The sequence below is a fragment of the Methanosarcina sp. MSH10X1 genome (genome assembly GCF_004099695.1).
GTDB lineage: Archaea > Halobacteriota > Methanosarcinia > Methanosarcinales > Methanosarcinaceae > Methanosarcina.
The window spans coordinates 24,315-49,125 of the sequence record NZ_SCHL01000022.1 but is presented as its reverse complement, the minus strand read 5'-3'; the positions used below and the strand labels follow the sequence as shown (position 1 = coordinate 49,125).

The window sequence follows — 24,811 nt, the reverse complement described above, 5'->3', positions numbered from 1 at the left end:
TCAACCAGCTGGCAGTGTCTCATAGCCTCATCTACCCTGTTAATCCCTTCCGGAATTTCTCCTCCTTTAGGAATCAGCTTTACTGCAACCGGAGAAGTCGTGAGTTTAAGGCACTCTACTATTTCCTGTCCATATTTGTTTATCTCTTTTATATCCATATTATCAACTCCAGTTCTCAATTATCACTCACTTCAGTGATGAGAGCAGCTGCAAGTCCCGTTAGTAGATAACTGCTGCAGCAACCCGCTGTTGTAATCCTGAACCGCATCGGATACCTTACCCGTAGCGCCTGCAAATACCTTTATCTCCTTTTCCACCAGTGATATTAATGGTCTTCCCCCGATGCCTGAAACGAGAACAGTATCAACATTATGTGATTTAAGAATTATCGAAGGTGCAGTGCAGTTATGCTCGCCGTCAGGTGATAGGTTGCTTATCGCCTTAACGCCTGCAATAGTTTTTTCCTGTATGTCTACAATGGTAAAATATTCGCATGAGCCAAAGTGAAAACAAACATCGGATTCCAGTCCACTGTTATTCATTGATGGTATAGCAATTTTTGTCACTTTCTACACGTCCTGCTTCAGGGTTTTAGTGCCGCTTTTCCCTTGCTTTTGGGGCAGCAGTAATTGTTCTCGATGAGCCTCTATCCTCTCCCGCCATTGCCGATTCGGTAAATTGCCTCATAATCGCATATCGGACAGCTGGTGGGGCTTTACTCGTTGTGTTGTAATTCCCAACGAATGCTCGCATCCTTTACAATGGAACCCAACTCTACACTCACCGCTATTCAAATATTCTCCTGCGGAGATCTTGATTCCTTTGCCGTTGACAGGGGCACTAACCACTTTCTGTCGGGTTTTTTGCAGGTCGTTCCAGAAGGTTTCTCTGGAAATGCCCATCATATCTGCGGCCTCGTCCTGCTCAACACAAAGGAGATCGCAAAGGCGGATAGCCTCAAGCTCTTCTACGGACAAGTCAATAATTTCAAGGTCACAAAGAGGAACCTCCCTGGGCTTGTAATATGTGGCTTCTGGGAGGCACGATACCCTGCGCTTAACTCTGTGACCAGTAATTAAATTACACATATGAGATATATTATATATAGCTTGTTAATTCTGCATACAGGATATGAGATATTTTCACACTAATGCTGGTCAAGTTCCTGACAAATACTTAGATGGAAAACCCTGGCTATGATATTGCTCCTTCTTATGCCGGAAAAAGGTTGAAAATCACGATTTTCCCAAAAACGTTTCATGTTTAAAATCAATAGATAACAGGCTTTTGGTATGTCTTAATACTCTAGGCGGCGGTGTTTCATATGGACAACTCAGGAACCTATTTTAACCCGGAAATAGAAACTATGGACAGGGGAGAACTTGATGCTCTGATAGAGGAGCGGGTGCGGTATACGGTAAAATATGCGGCAGAAAATTCTCCCTTCTACAGAAAATGGTTTGAGAAACAGGGCGTCGACCCGGCTGAGATAAAAAACCATGAAGATCTTCTGGATCTTCCCATAATTTCGGGTAACACTATTCGCGAAAATCAGCCTCCGGAGATGAAGGAATTTATGTTCCGTAGTGTTGCCTGGGAGAATGTTTTCACAGTTCATGAAACCAGCGGAACCAGCGGAACTCCTAAAAGCTTTTTCCTTACGTGGGAAGACTGGGAACGATACTCTGAAAAATACGCCCGGATTTTCAGGTCACAGGGTTTCGGCCAGGGAGACAGGGTTGTTGTCTGTGCTTCTTACGGGATGAATGTAGGGGCAAATACTATGACCCTTGCGGCCAGGCAGCTTGGTATGAGCATTATTCCTGAAGGAAAATGCACATTTCCCCTGCGTGTTATCGAAGCCTACAGGCCTACAGGCATAGTAGGCAGTGTCTTCAAGCTCCTGAACCTTGCCAGAAGGATACGAGCCGAAGGTTCTGACCCACAGGAATCAGGCATAAATAAACTGGTCGTAGGAGGCGAAGCCTTTGCTGAAGAGTCCAGGAATTACCTTTCTGAAATCTGGGGCTGTCCCGTGTACAACACTTATGGGAGCACGGAAGGCACTATGTGCGGGGAATGTAATGAGATCTCCGGGTTGCACGTGCCTGAAGATTTTGTCCATCTTGACGTTTATGATCCTCACATAGAGAATTATGTACCTGAGGGAGAATGCGGAAGGGTTATCCTGAGTACGCTGCTGCCTGTTGGGGCAAAAGCAGGAAACCTTTTATTAAACTATGATACCGAAGACACCACTGTAGTGCTAACACGTAAACAATGCCCCTGCGGAAGAACTCACATGAAAATTATGACTCCTCAGCGGGAAGCTGAAACGGTATGGGTGGAAGGAGCTCCCTTTAACCGCGTAGATGTTGAAAAGGGTGTTTTCCAGCGTGAAAATATGGACTACCTGACAGGAGAATATGAGGCTTTCCTTTATGGCGAGGAGGACGAGGGAGAGACCATACTCAGGGTCAGTATGGAATGCATAAATCCTGATACGTGCGACCGGGATCTTATAAAAGAAAACTTTATCCGGGCTTTTCTGCGGTATAAGCCTCCACTTTCCAGGGCTCATGGAGAAGGCACTTTCAAAATCTTATTCAACTTCACAGGCCCTATGGGGCTCGAGTTGCACAGGATAAAGGGCAGGCCTAAAAGGCTTGTAGACAGGCGATAACAGCGCAACGACACCATGTACAGGACTATTTCCGTGTCTGGATTATATTCTCAATGGAGACCTCGTATAAGTCCAAAAATTGCGTCTATGCTGCGAAATATACACGTGTCAGGAACGTGTGTTCAGTACAATTTTGGAAAAGTCTTGTTTAAAAAAAAGCCTGTTAAGCCTTTCTTTTCACCTTTTCTATATTTTTATATTATTTCTTCCCAATGAGAGAATCCATTCATTTTCCTTATGGCAAGTGTAAATCATTCACAAAGATTAATATTACTGAAGAATAATTATTTGTTAACCAACTCTTTTATATTAGTGGTTAAGTGAAAAAAACATATATAGTGCTACTTACAATAAGCTAAAGTATTATCTTGTAGATAAATCCAAGATTACCTGGTGATACGATGGAAACAGAACTTATGAGGATAGGGGTTTCCCTTCCCGATACCCTTCTGGGTAAATTTGATGAGATTATTGAAAAAAGAGGTTATTCTTCCCGTTCGGAAGGCATAAGGGACGCCATCAGGAGTTATATTTCCTATTACGAATGGATGGGTGACATTAAAGGCCACCGTGTGGGAACAGTCGCAGTCATTTATGACCATACGAAAAGAGGACTTTCAAATGCCCTTGCAGATATCCAGCACCACTATTCTCACCTGATAAAGTCTTCAGTGCATATCCACCTTGATCACGACAACTGCTTTGAAGTAGTCGTTCTGGATGGAGACGGCGAAGAGATTAAGGAACTTGCCGAAGCTATAATGGCGCTCAAAGGGGTAAAATTCTCAAAGCTAACCACTGTAGCCTCAAACGAAAGAATCTGATCTTCCCCTGCAGGGCTAACTTAAGAAAGTAAAGGAAATCAAACTGGATAAAAGAAGCTTTCCGGAGAGGATAGAGTTCTAAAGGGGAAAGAATCTCAAAGAGAGAAAAAACTTCCCCATTTTCCTGGATTTAAGTTTTTTCAAAGTGATTTTCAATATGCCTCAGGAGTAAACTCCCGAACTCCGTGAGGTAGTAAATCTGGAAACTGCGCTCTCTTCTCGAGTCTACCAGACTTGCTTCTTTTAACAGCTTAAGATGATATGAAAGAGCTGAGTGCTTCTGATCCGTGCATTCTACAAGGACACAGACGCAGAGGCTCTGGACTTCTAAAGCTTTGAGAATCCTGAGCCTGGTAGGATCTGCAAGCACCTTGAACAGGCTGACAATTTCTTCCACATCTTCCTTCATTGCCGTATTAACGGACTCAAGCACATCTTCCGGAAGACAATATGCATCCTTTACCTCTATTATTTTTTTCTCAGATATTTCTTCCACTTGACCACCAGTTCGAATAAAGCATGTAGTTATTACTTTAATTCTTTGCGTTAAAGTTTCCAGTTATCTTTCGAATTCCCGGTCTAAGAATCTCAGCCTTAATTTCTATTATTCTGGATTATCCTTTCAAAATATCCTTATCCGTGCAAAGTACTTCCTTCCACCTTAATCCGAGACCTGAAAGGGCAAAGCCGCCTCCGATTAAAGTAATTGAGTTTTTTATAATATGATCAAGCACTGCAACCGTAAACCCTATCTCCGGTTCGATTCCCCCAAGTGCGAAGACTGCAGTAAGGGCAACTTCATATGTTCCTATGGCTCCAGGCGTTACAGGAAAGATTTTTGCAATATTTCCGAGAGCTACAGCCAGGAAAATCAGGGATATCATATACGTGGATGAGAGACTTACCCCTACTGCCTGAAATGATTTAAGGACCAGGAAGCAGGTGAAAATATCTATTCCCCATATAAGAAGAGAAGATGCGGTCACGGCCAGAAATGAGCTCGGACGTACGGCAACAACGCTCATCTGGTGGAGAAATGTGGATGTGAAGCCTTTTATCTTGCCAGAGAGCCCGTTTTGGAGTTTTTCTCTTTCCAGTGTTGTTTTAGTGTGGCTCTCCCGGAGCGATGCAATAAACAGAATTGAGAAGAAAAGCACTACTGCAAGTCCGGACAGCTTTATCAGAGAATCCATCCAGGGAGCAAGCTCAAAATGGGAAGCTGCGCCTGAAGATGCAAGTATTGCTATGGAAGTAATTGCAACTATATCAAAGACCCTTTCTACGGTCAGCGAGGAGAAACTCGTTGTAAGGGAAAGGTCTTTGCTTTTTTTCAGGATATACATCCTGCTCAGATCTCCTATGCGTGCCGGAAGGATTACATTTGCAGACTGGCTGATAAAGATACTGCCTGTAAGAAATCCGAGCCCGTACTGGTTTCCGAGTCTTTTAAGGATCTGCTGGAAGCGCATTCCCCTCAAAGGCCAGGAAATACAGTACACCAGAGAAGCAAGCACCAGAGTCCTGAAGGACGCATGCTTTATATTTTCCAGAATGTCGGATGTACCAAGGAAGGTTGCAACAAATGCAAGGATCAGGATTGCAAGTCCGGTTGTGAAAAAGATTTTCCCTCTTCCTGAAACAAAAAGAGGAAATGAAAGTTCCCTCCAGAGCCGGAATATTTCTGACCCCATTCCTTTAACATCTTTTGCCAGATTAACCTTGCTTGATCCCCCATGCCTCCAGTAAACCGGAAACTCTATAACTTTGTATCCTCTGTGCTGGGCTCTTACTAGTACTTCAGTATCCCAGAACCAGTGCTCGTTTTCTATCTCGTCGAGAAGTTCAAAAAGAGCTTCTCTTCTGAAAGCCTTAAAACCGCACTGATGATCACAGAGCTTTGAACGCAAAAAAAGCCTCACCAGAAAATTATATCCCCTGCTTGCGAATTCCCGCTTGAAAGGTCTTTTTGCATCGCTCTCACACATCATTCTCGAGCCTGTGGCAAAATCATAGCCCTCAGTGCTCACAGCCCTGACCAGTTTTTCCAGATATTTCATATCCGTTGCGAGATCCACATCAATATAGCAGAGGACTTCTCCTGAGGCAGATTTAAAAGCCCTGCTTAGAGCTTTTCCCCTGCCCTGCCTTTTATCCGAATGCATGTGAACAACATAAGCATACTGTTCCGAGAGCCTGGAAGCTATCCGGTCTGTACCGTCCGTGCTGCCATCTTCTGCTATAATTATCTCGAAATGGTCAGTTATTTTATAAAGTGTTTCCGCTGTGACAAAGACAGCTTTTTCGAGATTCGCTGCCTCATTATAAGCTGGTAAAACCACCGAAACGCTGGTAATGGATAAAACCCCTCAATCTTCATTCCAGTATTAGGAGCGAATTTACGATTTTTATAAATTGAGTTTTATACGAATCCGAGTTTAAGGTCCCCCCTAAAAACCGAAAACCCTCAGAATTCATTTTTTACTTTATAAATCCGGACTGAGCCCTGGTAAACCGGTTCAAAATAAGTTTCGTCCTCGAACTTATCCGTCTTTATATAGTACATCTGCCTTTCAAGTTGACCGATATAAACATAGCTTACGTTATATTTATTCATGAGCTCAAGAGCTTTTTTTTTACTGCCGGTACTGTATATAGAATTTACGTCTTCAAGTCTCGTCATAATTTCTTCATGATCCCTTCCCCAGAACCTTTCATGCCTTGCCCACCCAACAACCGTTGGAAGCCCGGTATTTGCCGAGACACGCGAGATATAGCTATAACTGCTGTCATCTGAGGAAGCTTCAAGAATTACCGGAGTCCCTTTGATATTTTTCTGAATCCACCTTATGGCATCGTAATCTCCCCTATCCAGTCCTTTCATGTATTCCATGCCGTCAAGAGCAGGTTTCGCATTCATATCCTCAATTCTCGTAAAGGTTGCTACTACAGGAAAAACGCTGCACGAGAGAACCAGGAGTAAAAGCGCGACCATCCAGAATTTTTTCCCATAACCCCTGTTCGAAGGAAAGTGACTCACTGACCGAGCCCCGTAACGGTGGTAGAGCTGAGAGTATGAATAGGAAGCTGCAATAGCCAGGAAAACCCATAAATGCATGTAAAATTTGAAAACCGTATTCATACGGGCAAAATTCCCTGAAATGGGATCATCAAGGAAGATAACTTCACAGAGAAGTGCTGCAACTACAGCGGCTGTTATAAGAAGAGATACGAATCCTGCACTGCTCCTTTCCGGAAGGTCTTTCAGGAATGAATAAAGTGAAAGGGCAAGTAAGGGGAGAAGGATTACAAGTAGGGGAATTGACCATTCTCTGGCGAGGAATGCAGAGATTCCTATCCACAGAATAAAATATTGTATTTTTCGTCTGGATTCCAGCCGGGTCATAAGGAACGAAAAGGTAAGAAAGAGAAAAAGGCTGAACAGGATCAAGAATTCCTTAATTGTTGTCCGTATTTCCGGCGGAACAAAGTCAAATCCACCAGCTGCTTGCGGTTTAAATGATAAGTAGAAGGGCAAATACGGAAGAAGGCTGAGAATGGAAACCAGAAAAATTGTTCCCAAAAAGCCTGTAACGGAGCCAGGTACGCTCTTATTGCGGATATAATGCCCGTAGTAAAAAGCAAAAACAACCGCAAACGTCAGGCTGAGATACACCGGGAAATCCCAGGAATTCAAAGGGAATAAAAAGCCGAATGATACTGAAAATATCAGAAGTTCAGGTACACTTTCAAAGACCCGTTTGCTGTCTTTCCTTAAATATATATTTAGCAACAAGGTAAGTACCAGTAGCTGGAACGGAATTGCAAGCACATGGGAATGCAGGTCCCCGTGTATGAAACTGAAATAAGGAAATTCATTTATTGTATAGGGGATGACTCTCGAACTGCTCCAGTAGTATCCCCTTGAAACCGTCTCGTTGATGAAATATACGGATATGAACTCTCTAAGTCCCTGCAAGTTTCCGAGCAGGATCACGGACAGGGCAGTCAGAATTCCGTACCTGGCTTTTCCATGAGTAAGATTATATCCGAATCCGAAAAGAAGATTGACTGAAAGTGCAAAAGTGAGTGCAATGGCCAGATTGAAAAGCATTGAAGGCTCGACAGAAAATAATTTTCCGGGAACTCCCACAGAAAAATAGCCCAAATAATAATAAAAGTCAAGGGACCCACCCGCAAACCAGGGATCTGCCGGGGGAAAAGAAGAAGTCCCCATCACCGCGTTTAGAAAAGCAAAGTCCATAAATTTCTCATGCCCGTAGATCTCAGGGAGATACATGCGTATAAACAGGAAGAAAAAAAATCCTGCCGCGAATACGAGCTCGTTTGATAGCAGGACCTTTTTTTCTGGTAAAATCCTTTGTTTTCGATAGACGATTCCCGAAATAAGGCAAAGCATGAGTACTGAAAGCAGGACTGTGCTCCGGCTAAAACCCCATATGTATGAAAAAAGCCAGGCCATGTAGGTAATAAGCACTATTCCCAGAGACCTGGCTGCAGAATACCCTCTGTCAACAAGCTTGTTTCCAGCTATTCCGGCAAGAGGAATGGAGATCAAGCCCAGAATTTCGATAAAAGCAAACCAGAAAATCACGTGAAGATACTCTAACACAGCTCTCTTCCCTTCAAAATCGATTATTTAATAAGCACATTCCAGAGCCCCGCTCTCTTGAAGTGTACTTTCTATGCATAAAACCTGTACTCGGAGCCAGGTTTTATAATTCCGAAAGGTTACGACGGTTCCTGCTGGTTCCTGAAGGTTATTAAACTCCTTCGAAAATTCCCCGCAGCCAGCACTCCTGCGACCTCAATTTTTATTTGGCTGACAGAAGTATCGATAATATGTATTTTGTAAATACGTTTATATTTTTATCGTATGAAAAAATTACTTCACTCTCACTTTCATTTCACCTTTCACTGAATTTTAGATTATTGTTTCCAGGGCATTGGCTTGTTATCTTAAAATAGAGCTTTGCAGATAGTGATAAATATGAAAATGCAGATTGGCGGAAAAGCTGTGGATGCATGCAGTGGTGAGTTTTCCGATATTATAAACCCGGCAACAGGTGAGCTTATTGACAGGGTTCCAAGAGGGACTGAGGATGATGCGGCAATGGCCGTTGAAGCTGCATCGTCAGCCTTTAGTGGCTGGGCAGCCACATCTCCCCAGCGGAGAGCCGGGATTCTTTACAGGGCTGCGGGGACTGTAAGGCAGAAAAAGGATGAGCTTGCTGTCTTGCTGACCAGGGAGCAGGGGAAACCTCTTACCGAGGCTAAAAATGAGATAGAAGGTTTTGCAAATGTCCTTGAATATTATTGCGGGCTTGCGAGCAGTTTCCACGGAGATTTCATTCCGGTCCCTCAGAACGGATACGCTTTTACTATAAAAAAACCGCTAGGAGTCTGCACAGCCATAATTCCCTGGAACATGCCCGCTCTTATTATGGCATGGAAGATAGGGCCTGCCCTGGTCTCCGGAAACACGCTCGTTCTGAAACCTGCAAGCAGTACTCCCCTTACTAATTTAACTCTAGCTTCTGTCCTGAGTGATGCAGGTCTGCCTGCGGGTACGCTCAATATCGTCACAGGCCCTGGTGAGATTGTGGGGGAATCGCTGGTTAAAAACTCTAAGGTAAAAAGGATTTCCTTTACCGGAGAAGCCGGGACCGGGAAGCGGGTAGCGGAACTTGCAGCCAGCGGGATGAAAAAAGTAACCCTTGAGCTTGGAGGAAGTGATCCTATGCTGGTCTGTGATGATGCTAACCTTGAAGCCGCAGTTGCAGGAGCCCTTAGAGGAAGATTTTACAATTGCGGACAGACCTGTACTGCCGTAAAAAGGCTACTTGTTTTTGAATCTATAGCTGAAGAGTTCATAAAAAAACTTGAAGCAAGAGTACGGAACTTAAGAGTTGGAAACGGAATGCATGAAAATATTGATATGGGACCACTTAACAACCGCAGGCAATGGGAGTATATAAAAGAGCTTATCGCAGGCATTGAAGAAAAGGAGGAAGGAAAGATAGTTACAGGGGGCAGAGTTCCAGAGGGTAGCGCCTGTAGCAGGGGATATTTCTTCGAGCCCACGCTTGTTGCAGATGTACCAGAAGAGTCCAGGCTTTTGAAAGAAGAAGTATTTGGTCCGGTGCTGCCTGTTGTCAGGGTAAAAGATCTTGATGAAGCAATCGAAGAAGCAAACAATACCTGTTATGGCCTCGGAGCATCTATCTGGACAAACAGTATTGACAGGGCGCGTATAGGGTTCGAGCAGCTAAACGCAGGAATTATATGGCTAAACCAGCATCTTAAGGTCGCTCCTGAGGTTCCTTTCGGCGGTACAGGGGAAAGCGGAATCGGAAGGGAGAACGGACCTGATGCTCTTTCCGAATATCTTGATCTGAAAACAGTAATGATAAAAACCTGATGCACTGAGTAAAAATAAGGTATGGGAAATCCCTGAGATTTAAGAATGATAAAATAAAGATTTTTCGATGAGCCAGTTAATTTGCAGCTCATCGGCAGTTTTTATAATGCCTTGCAGATAGTTCAGACCTTCTTTTGATATTTCGGCAGAAGCTGCATGAATTCGGAAGCTTCCATAACTGGCACGCTGTCAATTACGCAGACATCCGACCAGGGCAGATTGAAAGCTCCGTAGGCTTCGGCACTTTCGGCTTCATAAAGGATATAATAGCGGTTTCCTGAAAGATCAACCCACTGGTTAATGACATCGATCCCGTCTGGAATCTCCAGTTTCTTAAAATGCTCAAGGATTCTATCGCGGTTCGAAGGGTCCCAGGTACTAACATCCATGAATAACATCTTTTACCACTCCTCTTTATTTCTACGCTGCCAACACCCCTTCCCGGAAGCCAGGGCAGCTTTTTTAAGAGCATCCGGGATCTCTTTTTGAGGGTCAAGCCTTAAGGGAAAACATATCTATCCTCAGCTATCATCTCCGCAGATGCGGGTTTGACCAGCATGCCCCCAAAATGCCGACTAACGGCAGAAGTCCAGATTTTTTAGATTTTCACTATCTCTTCCTTTTTCATCATTGCTAAAATCCCCATGAATGAGAAATCCGGAAGGACAGGTATCATGCAGAACTTATTTCTGCATGTAGCTACAGACAGTATATTATCATCCCTTAGGCTATATAATAGTTCGTCCTGAAAGACTATATTAAGTCAGGTAACTTCTTCAGGTGTACAAAAACTTTAATGAAAATACAGGATACGGTTTTCTCAGTCGAGCCAGCAGACATCACATTTTTCTTCTTTTTTCGTGAAAAAATCTGCAGATTCAAACCCGGCTTTTACAGAGCCGTTCATGCTTCTTTCCGGGTAATTGGTTGAGGAAAACATTCCTGCCAGGTAAAGTCCCGACGGGCCCGGAGCAAACGGCAGAACCTTTTGAAGATACCCCTGTTCATACACAGGCGCAGTATCCATTCTGCGGAAGAGTTTCGCCCAGCGTATATCGGTCCTTTTGAAATCAGGAAACATCTTTTCCAGACCCTTCAGGTAAGAATCCAGGACTTCTTCTTCCTTTTTCACCCAGCGGGAATCATTTTCATTCTGAAAATAAGAAGTTATATAAACCAGGTGTTCTCCGTAATCCTCGAAAGGCATGAAATTGGTGTGCTCAATTACAGCCCCAAAAGGCACTTCAGCTTTTATATTCAGCCAGTAGTTCCCATCTTCCATAAGCCTTTTTTTAAGCCCTATCAGAGCACATGCTGTCCCCTGGTAACGGATGCTTCGAAGGGTCTCGTGAAGAGCTCCAAGCTTGCCTTTAGTGAGTGTATCCAGTTCCCTGGGCTCAATAGTTGAAATCACGGCATCACAGGGTATAAATTCCCCGTCAGCAACCACTCCCTGTACTGCGTTATCTTCAATTACGATTTCCGTTATCGCTTTATTTTGCAGGATCCTGCCTCCCTGTGCAGTGATTTCTCTTGCCAGAGCCTCTATCAGGGAGTTGAACCCTCCTCTCAGGTACCCCAGTTTCTCCCCTTCTTTTCCTCTATCTGATCTTATTTTCACACGCCCTATAAGCCAGGCTGCAGAAACATTTTCGGCATTCTCACCGAATTTGCTTTTCATGAGAGGAGCAAAAAAGTTTTCATACACGGATTTTCCAGCAGTATCAAGAATCCAGTCTTTCGCTTTTATTCTGTCATAGGAAGTCGTATCGTTTATCAGCTTAATTCTGAACACCAGCAGCCCAAGTTTTACCAGGTCCGTAAAAGAAAGCGGATCAAACCTTAGAATTTCTGCAGGAGTATTCATAGGATAGTTTTTACCCTCTACGAAATAGGCATTTTTTCCCTTAAGCCACAGCATCCGATCTTCAAGCCCCAGCTCCCCTATCAGGTCAAGAAGTTCCGAATCACTCCTGAATATATGGTGGTAATACTTTTCTATAAAATACTTCTTTCCGTCACAGTCCTGGCAATAACTTGCAGCCATTCCCCCTATTTCCGGATCTTTTTCAAAAATAACGATCTCATTTGATTTGCAGAGCTTATATCCGGCTGTAAGTCCTGCAACCCCACTTCCTATTATTATGATTTTCATACCCAATTTTCCCTTACCTGTTTTAGTTTTTAATCAGAAGCTTATTACCCCTTAATATTTCAAACCCCGATCTTGATATAAAAAAAGCTTAAGTCTTATATCTCTTTTTCCACAAAGGTACGTTATATAATCGATATCCTCAAAATCTCCTGACATATCGGTTTGCTGACTGCATTACACATGCCTTGAACTAACTTATATTGGAGAAGCGAATATATTAATTGAGGGATACAGGGGTGTATTACGACCAGGAAATTAACTCCGTTTTTAAAGAGCTTGGGGTGTCAGAAGCGGGTTTAAGCTCTGAGGAAGCTGAAAAGAGACTTAAAGAGTATGGCGTAAACGAACTTAAAGAAAAAGAAAAAGCCTCCGCTCTTCGGCTCTTTGTCTCACAGTTTAGAAGTGTATTGATTCTCATCCTGATAACCGCCTCTATTATTTCAGCCCTGCTCGGGGAGCTGATTGATGCGGCAGTGATTCTTTTTACGGTTTTTCTTGCAGGTGTTCTGAGTTTTGTGCAGGAATACCGAGCCGAAAAAGCAATTGAACTTCTAAGATCCCTTACCTCACCGGAAGCTACTGTTATAAGGGAAGGAGCCGAAAAAAAAATTCCCTCAAAAGAGCTCGTCCCAGGAGACCTTATTCTTATCCAGACAGGAGACCGTATTCCTGCCGATGCCAGGATTATTAAAGAATTCAATCTCAAAACTGACGAGTCTTCCCTTACAGGAGAATCTCTTCCTGTTAAGAAAAGCTCCGAAGCCCTGCCCTCCGAGACTCCTGAGGCTGACAGGACGAACATGGTCTATACAGGAACTGCAGTTGCTTATGGAAGAGGCTGTGCCGTTGTCACGGCAACCGGAATGGAAACGGCTTTTGGAGAACTTGCAGGGCTCCTCGGAACGATAGAGAGATCCAGAACTCCCCTGCAGGAAAGTCTTGATAAATTCGGCCGATGGATTGGGATTGCAACTCTTATAATCGTGGCTTTTGTCGCAATGCTTGGGGTTCTTTATGGCTTTCCTCTTTTCGATATGTTCCTCTGGGGAGTAGCCCTTGCAGTCGCTGCCATTCCTGAAGCCCTTCCCGCAGTTGTTACAGTAGGGCTTGGGCTTGGGGTAAGACGTATGGTCAAGAGACATGCCCTGGTAAGAAAACTGCCATCCGTAGAAACTCTTGGAGTCACAAACGTTATCTGTTCGGACAAAACAGGCACACTTACGCAGAATAAAATGACGGTTGAGAAACTCTGTGTCAATGAACAGGTTTTAAAAGTTACGGGGGTTGGATATTCCCCTGAAGGAAATTTTTTTAAAGGAGAAACAAAAGTTTCGGTCGACGATGTTCATCTTCAGGCTCTCCTGCTGGGGGCGGTGCTCTGCAACGATGCTGGTATTTTTAAAGAGGATGAGAAATGGGAGATTAAAGGAGACCCTACCGAGGCAGCTCTTATGGTTGCTGCCGCAAAGGCAGGACTTCATAAAACCGAGCTTGATAAAGAGTATCCACGGCTTGCGGAAATCCCCTTCTCCTCTGAAAGAAAAAGAATGACTACCCTCAACAAAGTGGAAGCTGATGCCGACAACTTTCCTTTAAATGGACTCGTTGCTTTCTCAAAAGGCGCCCCTGAAGTTATTCTCGGCTCGTGTACGAAAATTTTTCTTGACGGTGAAATAAAAACTTTATCCCCTGAAATAAAACAGTTGATTTCAGGGAAAGTGAGGGAAATGGCTGACCAGGCTCTGAGGGTCATAGCCCTTTCATTCCGCTCCCTGGCTGAGGATATCTCCCCTGAAAAAGTCTCTTCCGGAGGGCGCCCTGCAGAGGAAATTGAGGAAGATATGGTTTTTTCAGGCTTAATGGGCATGAGAGATCCACCCAGGGAAGAAGTAAAAACTGCAATTCAGAAGTGTGCAGATGCAGGTATTAAAACCGTAATGATAACAGGGGATCATAAGATTACGGCGTCTGCAATTGCAAAGGAACTGGGGATTTTAAAGGAAAATGATCTCACTCTTACAGGATCGGAACTTGATAGCCTTGGAGATGCGGAGTTTGAAGATAAGGTTGAAAGGATTTCGGTTTATGCCAGGGTCTATCCTATCCATAAATTGAGGGTAATAGATGCTTTTAAGAAAAAGGGCTATGTCGTGGCAATGACCGGTGACGGGGTAAATGACGCCCCTGCCCTCAAAGCTGCAGATATGGGAATAGCTATGGGAATCACAGGCACGGATGTCAGCAAAGAAGCCTCAAGCATGATTCTCACGGATGATAATTTTGCGTCCATTGTTGCAGCGGTTGAAGAAGGGAGAAATATATTCAAAAACATTAGAAACTTTATCACTTACGGGCTCTCAGCTCATATCGGCGAGGTACTCATAGTCCTTATTGCGATCCTGGGATGGCGAATCCTGCCTCTTCTTGCGGTTCAAATCCTCTGGATTAACCTGATTACAGACGGGCTTCCTCCAATGGCCCTGTCAGTCGAGCCCCCTGACAGCGGTGTCATGAGGCAGAAGCCAAGAAATGTCGAGGAAGGAATCGTCACCCGCAGGGAAATTGCAGCCGGGCTTGGAATAGGAGGGCTGATTGCTCTTCAGGCTCTCATTATTTTAACCTGGGCTCTTGATAGAGGCTTCTCCATTGAGAAATTGCAGACTCTCATTTTTACGTTAGTGGTATTCTCAGAAATGTTCAATGCCTTCAACTGGCGTTCTGACAGGTACTCGATCTTTTCCCTGGGGCTCTTTACAAACAAACCCCTGGTTTATGCAGTCCTGACAACGATAATCCTGCAATTGATAGTAATTTATGTCCCTCTTTTCCAGACTGCATTCAGGACCGTCCCGCTTTCTCTTTCGGAATGGGGAGTAGTACTGGCGCTTGCTTCGACAACGCTTATCTCCATGGAGCTTGTAAAATATTTCTCAGGGAGAAGTCACAAGAAAAAAGGTTACGGAAAAATAAATTCTGGCTGAGTTAAGGGTTTTAAGACAGGTTTAATTTTCTGATCTATTTTTAATTCCCGGACCCATCACTGCCTCCCAGCCTTTCGTTGCCTTACCTGAATAGCCCATTTCATACATGCGGGTGAAATAAGGATAGATATAACCACCATCAAGACCATTGCCGAAAATATCTCCTGGTTGATTATCTGCAGTTCCCTTCCTATAGTAAGTATCACAAGTTCGATCCCTGCCCTTGGCATAACCCCTAAGCCAAAGATCAGGCTTTCGTAAAAGTCAAAGCCTATAGCTCTTGATCCGACAAAGCCTCCTGCTAATTTTCCTGAAAGCGCTGCAAGGATAACCAGGAGAGTAAAACTGCCTGCGTTTCTCAGCGCATACGGATCAATTAAAAATCCTATAAATGCGAAAAAAAGGGGAATCAAAATTCCGTTAGCCAGCCCATTGACTTTGCTCTGGATATCCGGGAGCTTGGCAAGAGGGATTTCCGAAACCAGTACGCCTCCAGCAAATGCCCCTATTGTCGAATGCAGTTCGAATCTCTCCGCAAGATAAGCTGAGAGGAGAGCTATTACAACTACCAGGGAAAATACGGCTTCTTTTGTATGCATTTTTTCGGCATAAGTAAAAAGTTTCGGAAACAGATACTTTCCAGAAACGTACATTATCAGCAAAAAAAGCAAAATTTTTCCTGCGATAATCAGAATTGTCTGAGCCGGGGGGATACGGTTAAAACGGGCAAAAGTAACGACGACGGAAAGGAGAAAGAGCGCTATAATGTCATCAAGAACCGCAGACGAGAGCATTGCCGTTCCGGGCCTGCTGGATAGGTAATTAAGGTCTATGAGGGTTCTGAGCACCACTCCGATGCCTGTGGGGCTGAATGCTACCCCCATGAAAAGGCTTTGAAGAATACTAAATTCGAAAATTCTTCCAAGCGCGAAACCGAAGGCAAAAGCAAATGCTATCTGGGAGAGTGTGGGAATAAGTGCGGGAATCGATTCGGACTTGAGACTCCTGAGGCTCACATCTTTATATCCGGCAGTGAATAGCAGGAAAATCGATCCCAGCTCGGCAAAGAAGATTATTATGTCGGTTTCTAAATCATGAAAAAATACTATGAGTGAAGCCCCAGCCAGGATTTCTCCCATAACTGAGGGAATACCGATTCGTTCTGCGGCTTCCCCGAGAATCTTGACACTAAATATCAAGAACAGTAGCTGAAGTAAAGCACTCACTACTGCTAGCCCCCACATTTGCTTTTTAATACTCTTTTTCCCGGAAAGTTACAGCTCAGTTCCTGTTTTACAGGACAACCCGGATTTTAATCGGTTTTTTCTTTCAGTTTTTCCTTCTTTCTTCTTCTGCAAATTTCTTCTACCAGGTCTCTTTTGGATACTGTTCCTGCCAGTTTTCCATTTTCAATAACACATATATGGTCAAGCCTGTACTTCATCATGAGGTCAGAAGCATCTTTAAGTGTGGCGTTCAGAGAGATTGTTACGGGATGGGGAATCATAATCTCTCTTGCAGTTGATCCAAGCGACCGGATTGCAGTAAGCGGGGTATATTTTTCCCTGGGTACCAGGCACAAAAGCAGTATTTCAAGAACAATGTCGAGATCGATAATACCCACAAGCTTGTTTTTGCTATCCACTACAGGCAGGGTATAAAAGTGATATTTGCCATAGAGCGAAAAAACTTCCTCTACAGGTGTGTTCTCCTGCACTGTTACGACATCTCTGGTCATGAGTTCGTCAATTGTCATCCAGAGACACGTCTCAGGTCTATCATCTCCTGGTTCGGAAGGAGGACCGGATTCGGGAGAATCCTGGTACTTGCCAGACCGTTTTCCTATCATTCTGTCCATATAAATTCCACTTAAAAATTACTCCCTTTACATACTATTATTTCCCTGGTATTAAAATGCGGATCCCTTTCCCGGCTTATCACTCGCCTTTTTCAAGGGTTTTGTCGTAATAAAGGGTAAGCTTCTTTCCGGGACGCAGGGAAAAATTATATGAGGCGTACCGTTCCTCCGGAATTGCATTATACATCCGGTACGCCGCAGGCACGATTATTGCGTCGTATTTCTCGTTCCCGGGAGGAGATATATAGTATTCTGCTTTTTCATAGTCCCTGAAGTACCACGGCAGGGGCCAGTAAAGATTTTCGGGGTCTACAACCGCTATTCTCAGGTTTTCAGAGTCGTGATCGAATCCATCTATTTTCTCCATAAGTTCCCTGATATCCTGAGGAGACTGCGAATACGTCATCAATTCGTCATGTTCCATGCTCCTGTAAAAGTTTATGGAAATGCACTGAGCCAGCGATATTATCAGGGTAAGTGCCAGAATCCCCGTTACAAGGGTATGGGTACTGGAACGTCTCATCCCGGAAACGGATTTTCTCTCGGTTTCGAAGCTCACATCTCCCGCTCCAGGAGAATTCTCCTGTTCTCTGCCAGATGATCTGGAGAGAAAATTCCCTAGATAAGCCCCTGCCAGAATTCCGAAAGGCAGGATAATGTGCACAACAAGCCAGGGGACTTTTTCTTGAAGATAGGAATAGAGCAGCAAACTTGCAATCGCCCAGTAGGAGACAAACAGGAAAAAGGAAAAATTTTTGCCTTTCTTTCTAAGGAAATGGACAATACCTGCAGTCCCAAAGATCAGAACAGGGCTTTCATACACAAGAAGGATAGGAATATAAAAATAAAAAGGACCCCCAATGCGTTCAGTTCTGTGCATAGCCATCCAGTGTGAGAAAGCTCTCTCTACAATTGAAAAAGGGGTTTCCTGGAACCTGAAAAAGCTTGTGTAGAATAGCATTACAATAAAAATAAAAAGTAAGCCTGATAGCAGTACTTCGGGAAGAAACGGAGAAATAGCCGCGACTTTAAGTGAGAGAGTCTTCTTAAGGCTCAGTCTTTCTCTTTTCCAGCTGGAATAAAGTCTGTATAGAGAGTAAAACCCTGCATAGGCTCCGAACATGAGAATGATAAGATAGGCATTTTCTTTCGAGGATACGGCAAGGGCAAGGGAGGAAGCAGCAAGGATAAGATAAGGATATCTCTTTGGGCTGTGGAGGTTCTCATGGTAGCGGATCACCCCTATAACGGCAGCCAGGGTACAGAAAACAATGATCAGATCATTCCTGAAAAATCTTGAGAAATATACCATGCTCGGAGAAAAAGCAAGCAAGAACGCCGTCCAGAGTACACCTCTTTTCCCGAGCTCCTTCTTGAGCAAAAAGACCAGCAGGATTGTGGCTACTCCGAAGAAGACAGGAATCAGGCGTGCAGTAGTGTCGTTTATTCCCAGGAAGTGAAAGACCGCAGCCGTAGAGTGGAAAAGAAAAGGGCCGTGATAAGCTGGATTATACCTGTATTCCCCGGCTTCCAGAAGCCTTAGAGTGAAACTGGCATGCACGCTTTCGTCATGATGAAAAACTCGTTCTCCCAGGTCAAACAGTCTTATTAAGAGGGCAAAAAGAATAATCAGAATTCCTGATGTCTTATATTTTTTCTCAGAAAGCCCTGGTGAGTTTTCTATAGTGTAATCCTGAACCTGCTGCATTATTCCCCAAACCTTCCAGCATAGCTGTTTCTTAATAAGGCATAGGTATATTTAAGGAATAGGATGAAATACTCTCTCTCATGGCTGAGGTAAAAATCAAGTTATTTGCAAATTTGCGTGAAAAGGCAGGCATCTCGGAACTGCAATTATCGGGAGAAAATGTTCTTGATGCTCTTTTATCCCTTACTGAAAAATATCCCGATTTAAAGTCTCTTATTTTTGAGAAACCTGAAGAAAGTGAAACTCCTGTTATGTGCAGCTCAATTAATGTTCTTATAAACGGAAACAATGTCCGGCATCTTGAGGGACTTGATACGCTTCTTTCGGATACCGATGAGCTTGCAGTCCTACCTCCTGTTTCAGGAGGATAATTCTCTTTTCAGGAAGGTAGACAATGGGCAGAATATTCAAAGAGCGAACTCCGGTCGATGAAGCTTTAAGACTTTTTCTTGAGAATATTTCCACTCTGAAGAAAACAGAGGAAATCCCACTCGAAGCCTGCGCAGGCAGAGTGCTGGCAGAGGCTGTAACTTCGGAAAGGGATGTGCCTCACTACCGGCGTGCTGCTATGGACGGGTATGCGGTAAGGGCCTCTGATACTCTGGGAGCTTCCCCTGCGAATCCCGTAATGCTGCAGCTGTCTGACCGGATAGAGGAAGGGAGCTCGGGCTGGGTCCACACCGGAGCCGCGGTGCCGGAAGAAGCCGATGCTGTCGTAATGGTCGAGGATACAGCTACTGCAGGAAATTTTGTTGAGATCAGGGCTCAGGTCTACCCGAGCAGGAATGTTGGACAGGTCGGAGAGGACATAAGAAAAGGAGATCTTGTTTTTGAAAAAGGTCACCTGCTTCGCCCGTGCGATGCAGCCGTACTGGCATCCCTCGGGTCTGGCAGCGTGAGAGTTTTCAAAAAGCCTGTTGTTGCAGTTATTCCTACAGGAGACGAGCTTGTAAGCCGTAAGAAAAGCGCGGACGTACCTCCTCCGGGCAAAGTGCTTGAAACCAATGGGCTGATGACGGCTCTTTATGTGAATAAATGGGGTGGGATTCCCCGATGTACTGAAATCGTACCCGATAATCCTGAAAGCATCAAAAATGCCGTAGAAACAAATCTGGACGCCGATATGATCCTTCTTTCAGGCGGAACTTCGGTAGGAAAAAGGGACCATGCCCCTGAGGTCGTGGCAACCCTGGGAAAACTGCTCGTACACGGTATAGGAGCCAGTCCCGGAAAACCGGCAGCCCTTGGGATTATAAATCACATTCCTGTCGTCTGCCTGCCCGGCTACCCTGTTGCCGGACTCGTTGCTCTCTATTTCTTTGTCCGGCCCGGAATCAGGAAACTGGCGGCAACTCCGGAAATTCCCGAACTTATTCTTAAAAGGCGATTGGCTGCGAAGATCAGTTCGAAGATAGGATACATTAATTTTATCCGTGTAGTTTTTGAGGGGGATAAAGTTCGCCCACTTACAGGAGCCGGAGCAGGGGTACTTAGTTCGGTTGCAAAGGCTGACGGGTATGTGCTTGTGCCCGAAGATATTGAAGGGTATGATGAAGGAGAAGAGGTGGATGTCTTCTTAATAGAATGACAGTCCCATATTCTCCCAAAATGCCTTTTTTTTAAACATATTTTTAACTAAAAAATGCTGCAGTAAGCTTATTTTACTTCTTTTAAGCGAGCAGGGGGTAAATGCTATCCTTCTGTATCCTCCGGAATCGAGGAAGATGTCTTCCCACCTTATGAGATATAATTTTATACTTCGAGAGCTAATCAGGTTGAGAACCCAGAGCTAAATTCTTAATAATAAACTCCAAAATCATATAAATTTTAAATTGATCTCAAAGTGAAAACAATGCCTTCCGGATATAACGATATGGACAAAATCTTTCTCATAGGAGCCGGTGGGTTCCTGGGAGCTATTTCCCGGTTTTTACTCTGTGAGCCTCTGGAAGCGCATCTCGGCACTCTCTCGGTAAATGTGCTTGGGAGTTTTATGCTCGGGCTGATAATGTACGATACTGAATACCTCGGATTTATAGGCCCAAAAGGAAAGCTCGCATTCGGAACCGGATTTATGGGAGCATTTACAACATTTTCGACATTTGCAGTCCAGTCTTTCACCATGCCGCTTTTCCCTGCCCTGGGAAATATCAGTGCCAACCTGTTTCTTACCCTGGTCGGCGTGTTTATGGGCAGGAGTGTAATAAAGGCCCTTTCAGATAAGGAGGAATAAACGATATTTCCTTTTCCGGATATGGGAAAACTCTTTTTGATAGGTGCAGGCGGTTTTATAGGGGCATGCCTCAGGTATACGGTTTCAAGCCGGGTTCCCAGAATTAAAAGTATCCCAGCAGGCACGCTTACGGTAAACCTTTTAGGGACTGTTGCACTTGCCCTTCTTACTTTTTCTTCTGAGCCCGAATCCTTGATTTATCTGGTAAATATAGGAATTTTAGGCTCCTTTACCACGTTCTCTACCTTTGCATATGAAACCTTCAAATTGCTTGAGGAAGGCCAGAACCTCCACTTTTTCCTGAATATCTTCCTAAATGTTGCACTCTGCCTGGCAGGGATAAGCATTGCATATCTTGCCCTGAATTTACGGGCTTGAAACCGCCCTGACTCGCTAGGGAATCCCTGAGTATGCACGGTAAGCCGTATCTAAAAGAATGCCTGAAAGAAGAAACCATGTTCAAAAATGGCTGTCTGACGGATGAAATCAAAGTTAAAAATAGATTTCTGATTACTTAAAAATAGATTAAAAAAGTTAATTAAAAAGCCCTTAGAATCACTTCACAAGGGCTTTTGCAGATCTTCTGATGAAGCGCCTCTTGTGTCCTGAAGAAGTGAAGCGCTGCGCAGGTCCTGGGTGTGCTTTTTGAGCCTGTGATTTCTGGACCTTGATTACTTTGCCTTTTCTGCCTTTTACCTTTACCCAATCAATGCTACCGGTTTTGCCCATTATCATTCCTCGTTAAGTTTTAATTTTAATTTTAATTTTTCTCTGAATTTATTTCTGATTTATCACGTGGTATATCCAAGTATTCGCTTATTGCTGGATACTGCCGGTTGCCGCGGATTTTTCTCTCCCCGGCAGCATCCCAATAAACAGGTATTCAAACAGGAATTCCCTTACTCGTTAAGGTTTAATCTATAATTCTCGATGATATTGATAAATATCTGATATTCCTTGAAGCCTGAACGTGCGAAATTATAAATGTCATCAAGCCTTGGGTTTATCATAAAGAGAAATGCTAGTAGTTAAATGTTACGGACATTGGATTAGAATAAGACGAAAGTTGTAATTAAACCATTCGCCGTCTTATCATGCCTGATAGAGGCTTTGGTCAAGCTTTCCGTCGGAAAGGTTGCGGTCAAGCCCTCTTTTAAAAAGGTTTGTGAAAGGCTTGTTTCTTAAAAGGTGATTAGCGTAAAAAAGGATAATATTGAAGCAAAACTCGCAGACGCAAGAGAAGAACTTGCGGGCGTAAAGAGATTTCCGAATCCTGAATTCGCAGGTATAATTAAGGAACTGGGGTTCAGGTGTGAAATGTGTGCACGTTGCTGCACTAAAGAGTTTAACGACCACGTTTTCCTGCTAGATGCAGACCTGGACATTATAAGGGAGATAGATCCGGACTCGATTACTCCGGCTCCCTACTACGAGTTCTGCGATCAGAAGGGCAGGTTTTATGTTTCAGGCTACGCCCTGAAAACAAAGCCTGACGGTTCCTGTGTTTTCCTTGAGAATAAGCGCTGCAAAATTTATGGCAGCCGCCCTTCAATCTGCAGGGTCTACCCTCATATGCTCCATAGGGAAGCCGACGATTCTGGCAGGGTTGACTGGCGCCAGATTAGCGGCTTAAATGAGCATGGTAGTTACAATTCCAAACTTGACAATTCTGAATGTGAAGCAGTTGCGCGGGAAACCCGAGCTTACGAAGAGGCTTACCTTACGCAGATGATAGGTTTTTTTGAAGGTGTAAAGGCTCACTTCAGAAAAAACAGCCTGAAACATGTCCAGAGTATATATGACCGCAAGATGCGGGAGTTCCTTAAAGGCAAGTGCGAACTCGAAATCCTTGTATATTATCAAGGTGGATTTGAAAAATGTACTCTCAAGCCCGATGCCGATTAACAATGCGGTCAAATCCGACTGGCAATCCTATAAAGCGATAAAATCGGAAAAAATAAAAATAAGTAAAAGTAACAATAAGTAAAAGTAACAATAAGTAAAAGTAACAATAAGTATGGTAAAATTGATTAAAAGTAACAATAAGTAAAAGTAAAAATCAGGAAAAGTAAAGATTGGGTCAGCTGTTTACGGAAAAAGGAAATACGAACGGCCGTTTAGTTTTTTATCTTGTTTTTTCGTCTCTGACCTTCCATTTAAGAAGTACTCCATCTTCAATTTTTTCGGCCGAGAACAGTTCAAGTTTGAGGATATCAGCCTCCGAGAATCCTTCCCCGTCAGCAAAAGTTGGGGATATAGCGCCGCCTATAATAAGATTTCCTACAAAAGTATAGATCTCATCAACAAGATCTGCGGAGAGCATACCCCAGTTGAGGGTTGCCCCTCCTTCTACCATGAGCGTGTTTATGCCCATTTCCTTTAATTTTCTTACAAGCTCCGGAAGGTCAACTTTCTCGGTGCCTGTCCTGATAACAACAGCTTTTCGTTCCAGCTTCTCTACTTTTTCGGCAGGCGCAGATTTTGAAACCGCAATAATTCTTATTCCTTCCCCTTTTTTAAAAACATCAGCATCCAGCGGAGTCCTTGCTGAACTGTCCACAATAACTCTTGCCGGGTTCTCGGTTTTTCCGGCGGCTTTCCTGGCTGCCTTTCTCTCAGGAGACTTTACGGTTAAGCTTGGGTCGTCTGAGAGGACAGTCCCTATCCCTACCATAATTGCATCTGATCGGGCTCGGAGCTCATCTACTCTCTCAAAATCAAGTTTTCCGGAGATCCTGACCTGTTTCCTTTCCTTTGTTGAAAGTTTGCCGTCGGCTGACATAGCAGAATTAATAAAAATAAATGGCCTGTCCATTTTTCTGGCTCCTTAAAAAAGTATTTATTGGAGGCATTTTTCGGGAGAGTGCCTCCTGAAGGAAAAATTTCTGAGAAATTTAATGTCTCTTAATTCCTTTTTCGCTTATGTTAAAAGGTTTAACGGTTACGTTAAAAGATTTAACAATTTTTCAGAAGCGGGTTGTTAAATTGAGTTTACTCGATTTCTATCAGAGGTTTAAGAAGATCATGATCCCTCAAAAGCCCCTGAAGCTTGCGGTTTGAGTTGATAATTGGAATCTGATCAATCCTGTTTCGCTTCATCTTTCGTGCACAGTCACTGACAGATGCAATATATGTGGCTGTGATTGGCTCTCGGATCATTATATCGCTTCCGATCAGGTTGGGAACCTTTATCCTTGACACACTGTAATAGATGCTCATGGTGTCTCGCATTGATTCCCAGGTCCAGGCATCGTCATCCAGACCTGAAGACATGTCTGACATCTCTACACTGTCTTCAATTATGCTAGCAGCTATAACGTCTCTATCCGAGATTATTCCTACGAGCTCAAGGCCCGCATCAAGTACAGGGACAGCTTTGACGGCTGAAAGCTCCATAATCCTGGCGACAACAGGCAGGGGGGTCTCACTGTAAATCGCAACGACTTCCTTCTCTACATAGTCCTTTATCGGAATATCGATGTTCATGTCTGCGATCGTGCCCACAACATCTGCCACGGTAACAAGCCCTACAAGCTTTCCGTCATCTACTACAGGAAGCCTTCTGATGCCGTGTTCAAGAAGCAGTCTTGCTGCGGTTTGCAAATCCGATCCGGAAGATATTGTTATCGGATCCCGTGTCATTAGAAGAGCCAGTTGTTCTTCTTCAGGGTTCTGTAAGAGGTTTGTCCTGGTTACGATTCCTACTACTTTGGAATCTTTAAGTACCGGAACTCCTGAGATGTGTTTGTTCTTAAGAATTTTAAGAACCTCGTCCCTTGAACCTGGAAGGGTTGCACTTGCTACGTCCCTTACCATGATATCTTCAATAAAGATGTTTTTTGGCATGCTATCTACACCTTTGTATATTCTGAATCCTGGTTTTCTTTCTCTATATCTCTATTCTCAAAAGGCTTCCAGTTGACAGAAAGT

22 protein-coding genes and 1 pseudogene are annotated in these 24,811 nt (G+C 43.9%); 9 read left to right on the top strand and 14 right to left on the bottom strand.

Annotated elements, in window-relative coordinates; genetic code table 11:
• From EQO05_RS13505 to EQO05_RS13495, 3 genes and pseudogenes are all read right to left on the bottom strand, one after another.
• The coding region (locus EQO05_RS13505) for a DUF169 domain-containing protein (protein WP_205793824.1) at positions 1 to 158 on the bottom strand (158 nt) is incomplete at its 3' end.
• Between the two features lie 33 nt (positions 159 to 191).
• Positions 192 to 542 carry a NifB/NifX family molybdenum-iron cluster-binding protein gene (locus EQO05_RS13500; RefSeq protein ID WP_128507354.1) on the bottom strand — a complete coding sequence of 117 codons (351 nt, stop codon included), beginning with the start codon at positions 540 to 542 and terminating at the stop codon, positions 192 to 194.
• 243 nt (positions 543 to 785) lie between these two features.
• Positions 786 to 1,088 (bottom strand): annotated as a pseudogene (locus EQO05_RS13495) (DUF134 domain-containing protein); the annotation flags it as partial.
• A gap of 236 nt (positions 1,089 to 1,324) precedes the next feature.
• On the opposite strand from EQO05_RS13495, the gene ftsA reads away from it, so the two are divergent.
• On the top strand, positions 1,325 to 2,683 hold the full coding sequence (gene ftsA, locus EQO05_RS13490; RefSeq protein ID WP_128507352.1) for a coenzyme F390 synthetase: 1,359 nt from the start codon (positions 1,325 to 1,327) through the stop codon (positions 2,681 to 2,683).
• Positions 2,684 to 3,084: 401 nt separating this feature from the next.
• The gene (gene nikR / locus EQO05_RS13485; RefSeq protein ID WP_128507350.1) at positions 3,085 to 3,507 is read left to right on the top strand and encodes a nickel-responsive transcriptional regulator NikR; all 423 of its coding nucleotides are present in this window, start codon (positions 3,085 to 3,087) and stop codon (positions 3,505 to 3,507) included.
• 130 nt (positions 3,508 to 3,637) lie between these two features.
• Here nikR and EQO05_RS13480 read toward each other — a convergent pair whose 3' ends face one another.
• From EQO05_RS13480 to EQO05_RS13470, 3 genes are all read right to left on the bottom strand, one after another.
• The gene (locus EQO05_RS13480; RefSeq protein ID WP_164888561.1) at positions 3,638 to 3,994 is read right to left on the bottom strand and encodes a helix-turn-helix transcriptional regulator; all 357 of its coding nucleotides are present in this window, start codon (positions 3,992 to 3,994) and stop codon (positions 3,638 to 3,640) included.
• A 127-nt stretch (positions 3,995 to 4,121) separates the two neighbouring features.
• Complete coding sequence (locus EQO05_RS13475) at positions 4,122 to 5,846, bottom strand: flippase-like domain-containing protein (protein WP_128507346.1); 1,725 nt, start codon at positions 5,844 to 5,846, stop codon at positions 4,122 to 4,124.
• Positions 5,847 to 5,971: 125 nt separating this feature from the next.
• The gene (locus EQO05_RS13470; RefSeq protein WP_128507344.1) at positions 5,972 to 8,137 is read right to left on the bottom strand and encodes a DUF2298 domain-containing protein; all 2,166 of its coding nucleotides are present in this window, start codon (positions 8,135 to 8,137) and stop codon (positions 5,972 to 5,974) included.
• Between the two features lie 378 nt (positions 8,138 to 8,515).
• Between EQO05_RS13470 and EQO05_RS13465 the strand changes: the two genes are divergently transcribed.
• Complete coding sequence (locus EQO05_RS13465; protein WP_240664694.1) at positions 8,516 to 9,946, top strand: aldehyde dehydrogenase; 1,431 nt, start codon at positions 8,516 to 8,518, stop codon at positions 9,944 to 9,946.
• 122 nt (positions 9,947 to 10,068) lie between these two features.
• Here EQO05_RS13465 and EQO05_RS13460 read toward each other — a convergent pair whose 3' ends face one another.
• Positions 10,069 to 10,344, bottom strand: a complete 276-nt coding sequence (locus EQO05_RS13460; protein WP_128507340.1) for a DUF3303 domain-containing protein — start codon at positions 10,342 to 10,344, stop codon at positions 10,069 to 10,071.
• A 422-nt stretch (positions 10,345 to 10,766) separates the two neighbouring features.
• Complete coding sequence (locus EQO05_RS13455; RefSeq protein ID WP_128507338.1) at positions 10,767 to 12,101, bottom strand: NAD(P)/FAD-dependent oxidoreductase; 1,335 nt, start codon at positions 12,099 to 12,101, stop codon at positions 10,767 to 10,769.
• Between the two features lie 221 nt (positions 12,102 to 12,322).
• Between EQO05_RS13455 and EQO05_RS13450 the strand changes: the two genes are divergently transcribed.
• Complete coding sequence (locus EQO05_RS13450; protein WP_305036004.1) at positions 12,323 to 15,082, top strand: cation-translocating P-type ATPase; 2,760 nt, start codon at positions 12,323 to 12,325, stop codon at positions 15,080 to 15,082.
• Positions 15,083 to 15,138: 56 nt separating this feature from the next.
• Here the strand turns inward: EQO05_RS13450 and EQO05_RS13445 are convergent, their stop codons facing one another.
• From EQO05_RS13445 to EQO05_RS13435, 3 genes are all read right to left on the bottom strand, one after another.
• Entirely contained in the window at positions 15,139 to 16,308 is a 1,170-nt protein-coding gene (locus tag EQO05_RS13445) for a cation:proton antiporter (RefSeq protein ID WP_128507336.1), read from the bottom strand.
• Between the two features lie 86 nt (positions 16,309 to 16,394).
• Positions 16,395 to 16,940, bottom strand: coding sequence for an HPP family protein (locus EQO05_RS13440; RefSeq protein ID WP_240664693.1), 546 nt, complete (start codon positions 16,938 to 16,940; stop codon positions 16,395 to 16,397).
• Positions 16,941 to 17,019: 79 nt separating this feature from the next.
• Positions 17,020 to 18,648 carry a flippase activity-associated protein Agl23 gene (locus EQO05_RS13435; RefSeq protein WP_128507334.1) on the bottom strand — a complete coding sequence of 543 codons (1,629 nt, stop codon included), beginning with the start codon at positions 18,646 to 18,648 and terminating at the stop codon, positions 17,020 to 17,022.
• A gap of 80 nt (positions 18,649 to 18,728) precedes the next feature.
• Here EQO05_RS13435 and EQO05_RS13430 point away from each other — a divergent pair, with 80 nt between their 5' ends.
• The 4 genes from EQO05_RS13430 to crcB (EQO05_RS13415) all read left to right on the top strand — a co-directional run bounded on the left by EQO05_RS13430 (position 18,729) and on the right by crcB (EQO05_RS13415) (position 21,259).
• A complete protein-coding gene (locus EQO05_RS13430; protein ID WP_128507332.1) occupies positions 18,729 to 19,019 on the top strand; it encodes a ubiquitin-like small modifier protein 1 in 291 nt (96 codons plus the stop codon).
• Between the two features lie 23 nt (positions 19,020 to 19,042).
• On the top strand, positions 19,043 to 20,236 hold the full coding sequence (glp, locus tag EQO05_RS13425) for a gephyrin-like molybdotransferase Glp (protein ID WP_128507330.1): 1,194 nt from the start codon (positions 19,043 to 19,045) through the stop codon (positions 20,234 to 20,236).
• A 264-nt stretch (positions 20,237 to 20,500) separates the two neighbouring features.
• Positions 20,501 to 20,881 (top strand): fluoride efflux transporter CrcB, encoded by a 381-nt coding sequence (gene crcB / locus EQO05_RS13420; protein ID WP_128507356.1) that lies wholly within the window; start codon positions 20,501 to 20,503, stop codon positions 20,879 to 20,881.
• 21 nt (positions 20,882 to 20,902) lie between these two features.
• Positions 20,903 to 21,259: a fluoride efflux transporter CrcB gene (crcB, locus tag EQO05_RS13415; RefSeq protein ID WP_370273835.1), complete on the top strand. Its 357-nt coding sequence runs from the start codon at positions 20,903 to 20,905 to the stop codon at positions 21,257 to 21,259.
• Positions 21,260 to 21,436: 177 nt separating this feature from the next.
• Here the strand turns inward: crcB (EQO05_RS13415) and EQO05_RS15640 are convergent, their stop codons facing one another.
• Positions 21,437 to 21,610, bottom strand: coding sequence for a DUF5350 domain-containing protein (locus tag EQO05_RS15640; protein WP_164888560.1), 174 nt, complete (start codon positions 21,608 to 21,610; stop codon positions 21,437 to 21,439).
• A 459-nt stretch (positions 21,611 to 22,069) separates the two neighbouring features.
• Here EQO05_RS15640 and EQO05_RS13410 point away from each other — a divergent pair, with 459 nt between their 5' ends.
• The gene (locus EQO05_RS13410) at positions 22,070 to 22,786 is read left to right on the top strand and encodes a YkgJ family cysteine cluster protein (RefSeq protein ID WP_128507326.1); all 717 of its coding nucleotides are present in this window, start codon (positions 22,070 to 22,072) and stop codon (positions 22,784 to 22,786) included.
• 220 nt (positions 22,787 to 23,006) lie between these two features.
• Here the strand turns inward: EQO05_RS13410 and EQO05_RS13405 are convergent, their stop codons facing one another.
• Together EQO05_RS13405 and EQO05_RS13400 are read right to left on the bottom strand one after the other, a co-directional pair.
• On the bottom strand, positions 23,007 to 23,696 hold the full coding sequence (locus EQO05_RS13405; protein WP_128507324.1) for a 2,5-diamino-6-(ribosylamino)-4(3H)-pyrimidinone 5'-phosphate reductase: 690 nt from the start codon (positions 23,694 to 23,696) through the stop codon (positions 23,007 to 23,009).
• Positions 23,697 to 23,872: 176 nt separating this feature from the next.
• Positions 23,873 to 24,727 (bottom strand): CBS domain-containing protein, encoded by an 855-nt coding sequence (locus EQO05_RS13400; RefSeq protein WP_128507322.1) that lies wholly within the window; start codon positions 24,725 to 24,727, stop codon positions 23,873 to 23,875.
• Between the last annotated feature and the right edge of the window lie 84 nt (positions 24,728 to 24,811).

What these genes read in the sequence shown, in the direction of transcription:
- EQO05_RS13500 (WP_128507354.1), bottom strand. Translation starts at nt 542, where the DNA reads ATGAATAACAGTGGACTGGAATCCGATGTTTGTTTTCACTTTGGCTCA.
- ftsA (WP_128507352.1), top strand. Translation starts at nt 1,325, where the DNA reads ATGGACAACTCAGGAACCTATTTTAACCCGGAAATAGAAACTATGGAC.
- nikR (WP_128507350.1), top strand. Translation starts at nt 3,085, where the DNA reads ATGGAAACAGAACTTATGAGGATAGGGGTTTCCCTTCCCGATACCCTT.
- EQO05_RS13465 (WP_240664694.1), top strand. Translation starts at nt 8,516, where the DNA reads ATGAAAATGCAGATTGGCGGAAAAGCTGTGGATGCATGCAGTGGTGAG.
- EQO05_RS13460 (WP_128507340.1), bottom strand. Translation starts at nt 10,344, where the DNA reads ATGTTATTCATGGATGTTAGTACCTGGGACCCTTCGAACCGCGATAGA.
- EQO05_RS13455 (WP_128507338.1), bottom strand. Translation starts at nt 12,101, where the DNA reads ATGAAAATCATAATAATAGGAAGTGGGGTTGCAGGACTTACAGCCGGA.
- EQO05_RS13440 (WP_240664693.1), bottom strand. Translation starts at nt 16,940, where the DNA reads ATGGACAGAATGATAGGAAAACGGTCTGGCAAGTACCAGGATTCTCCC.
- EQO05_RS13435 (WP_128507334.1), bottom strand. Translation starts at nt 18,648, where the DNA reads ATGCAGCAGGTTCAGGATTACACTATAGAAAACTCACCAGGGCTTTCT.
- EQO05_RS13430 (WP_128507332.1), top strand. Translation starts at nt 18,729, where the DNA reads ATGGCTGAGGTAAAAATCAAGTTATTTGCAAATTTGCGTGAAAAGGCA.
- glp (WP_128507330.1), top strand. Translation starts at nt 19,043, where the DNA reads ATGGGCAGAATATTCAAAGAGCGAACTCCGGTCGATGAAGCTTTAAGA.
- crcB (WP_128507356.1), top strand. Translation starts at nt 20,501, where the DNA reads ATGCCTTCCGGATATAACGATATGGACAAAATCTTTCTCATAGGAGCC.
- crcB (WP_370273835.1), top strand. Translation starts at nt 20,903, where the DNA reads ATGGGAAAACTCTTTTTGATAGGTGCAGGCGGTTTTATAGGGGCATGC.
- EQO05_RS15640 (WP_164888560.1), bottom strand. Translation starts at nt 21,610, where the DNA reads ATGGGCAAAACCGGTAGCATTGATTGGGTAAAGGTAAAAGGCAGAAAA.
- EQO05_RS13405 (WP_128507324.1), bottom strand. Translation starts at nt 23,696, where the DNA reads ATGGACAGGCCATTTATTTTTATTAATTCTGCTATGTCAGCCGACGGC.
- EQO05_RS13400 (WP_128507322.1), bottom strand. Translation starts at nt 24,727, where the DNA reads ATGCCAAAAAACATCTTTATTGAAGATATCATGGTAAGGGACGTAGCA.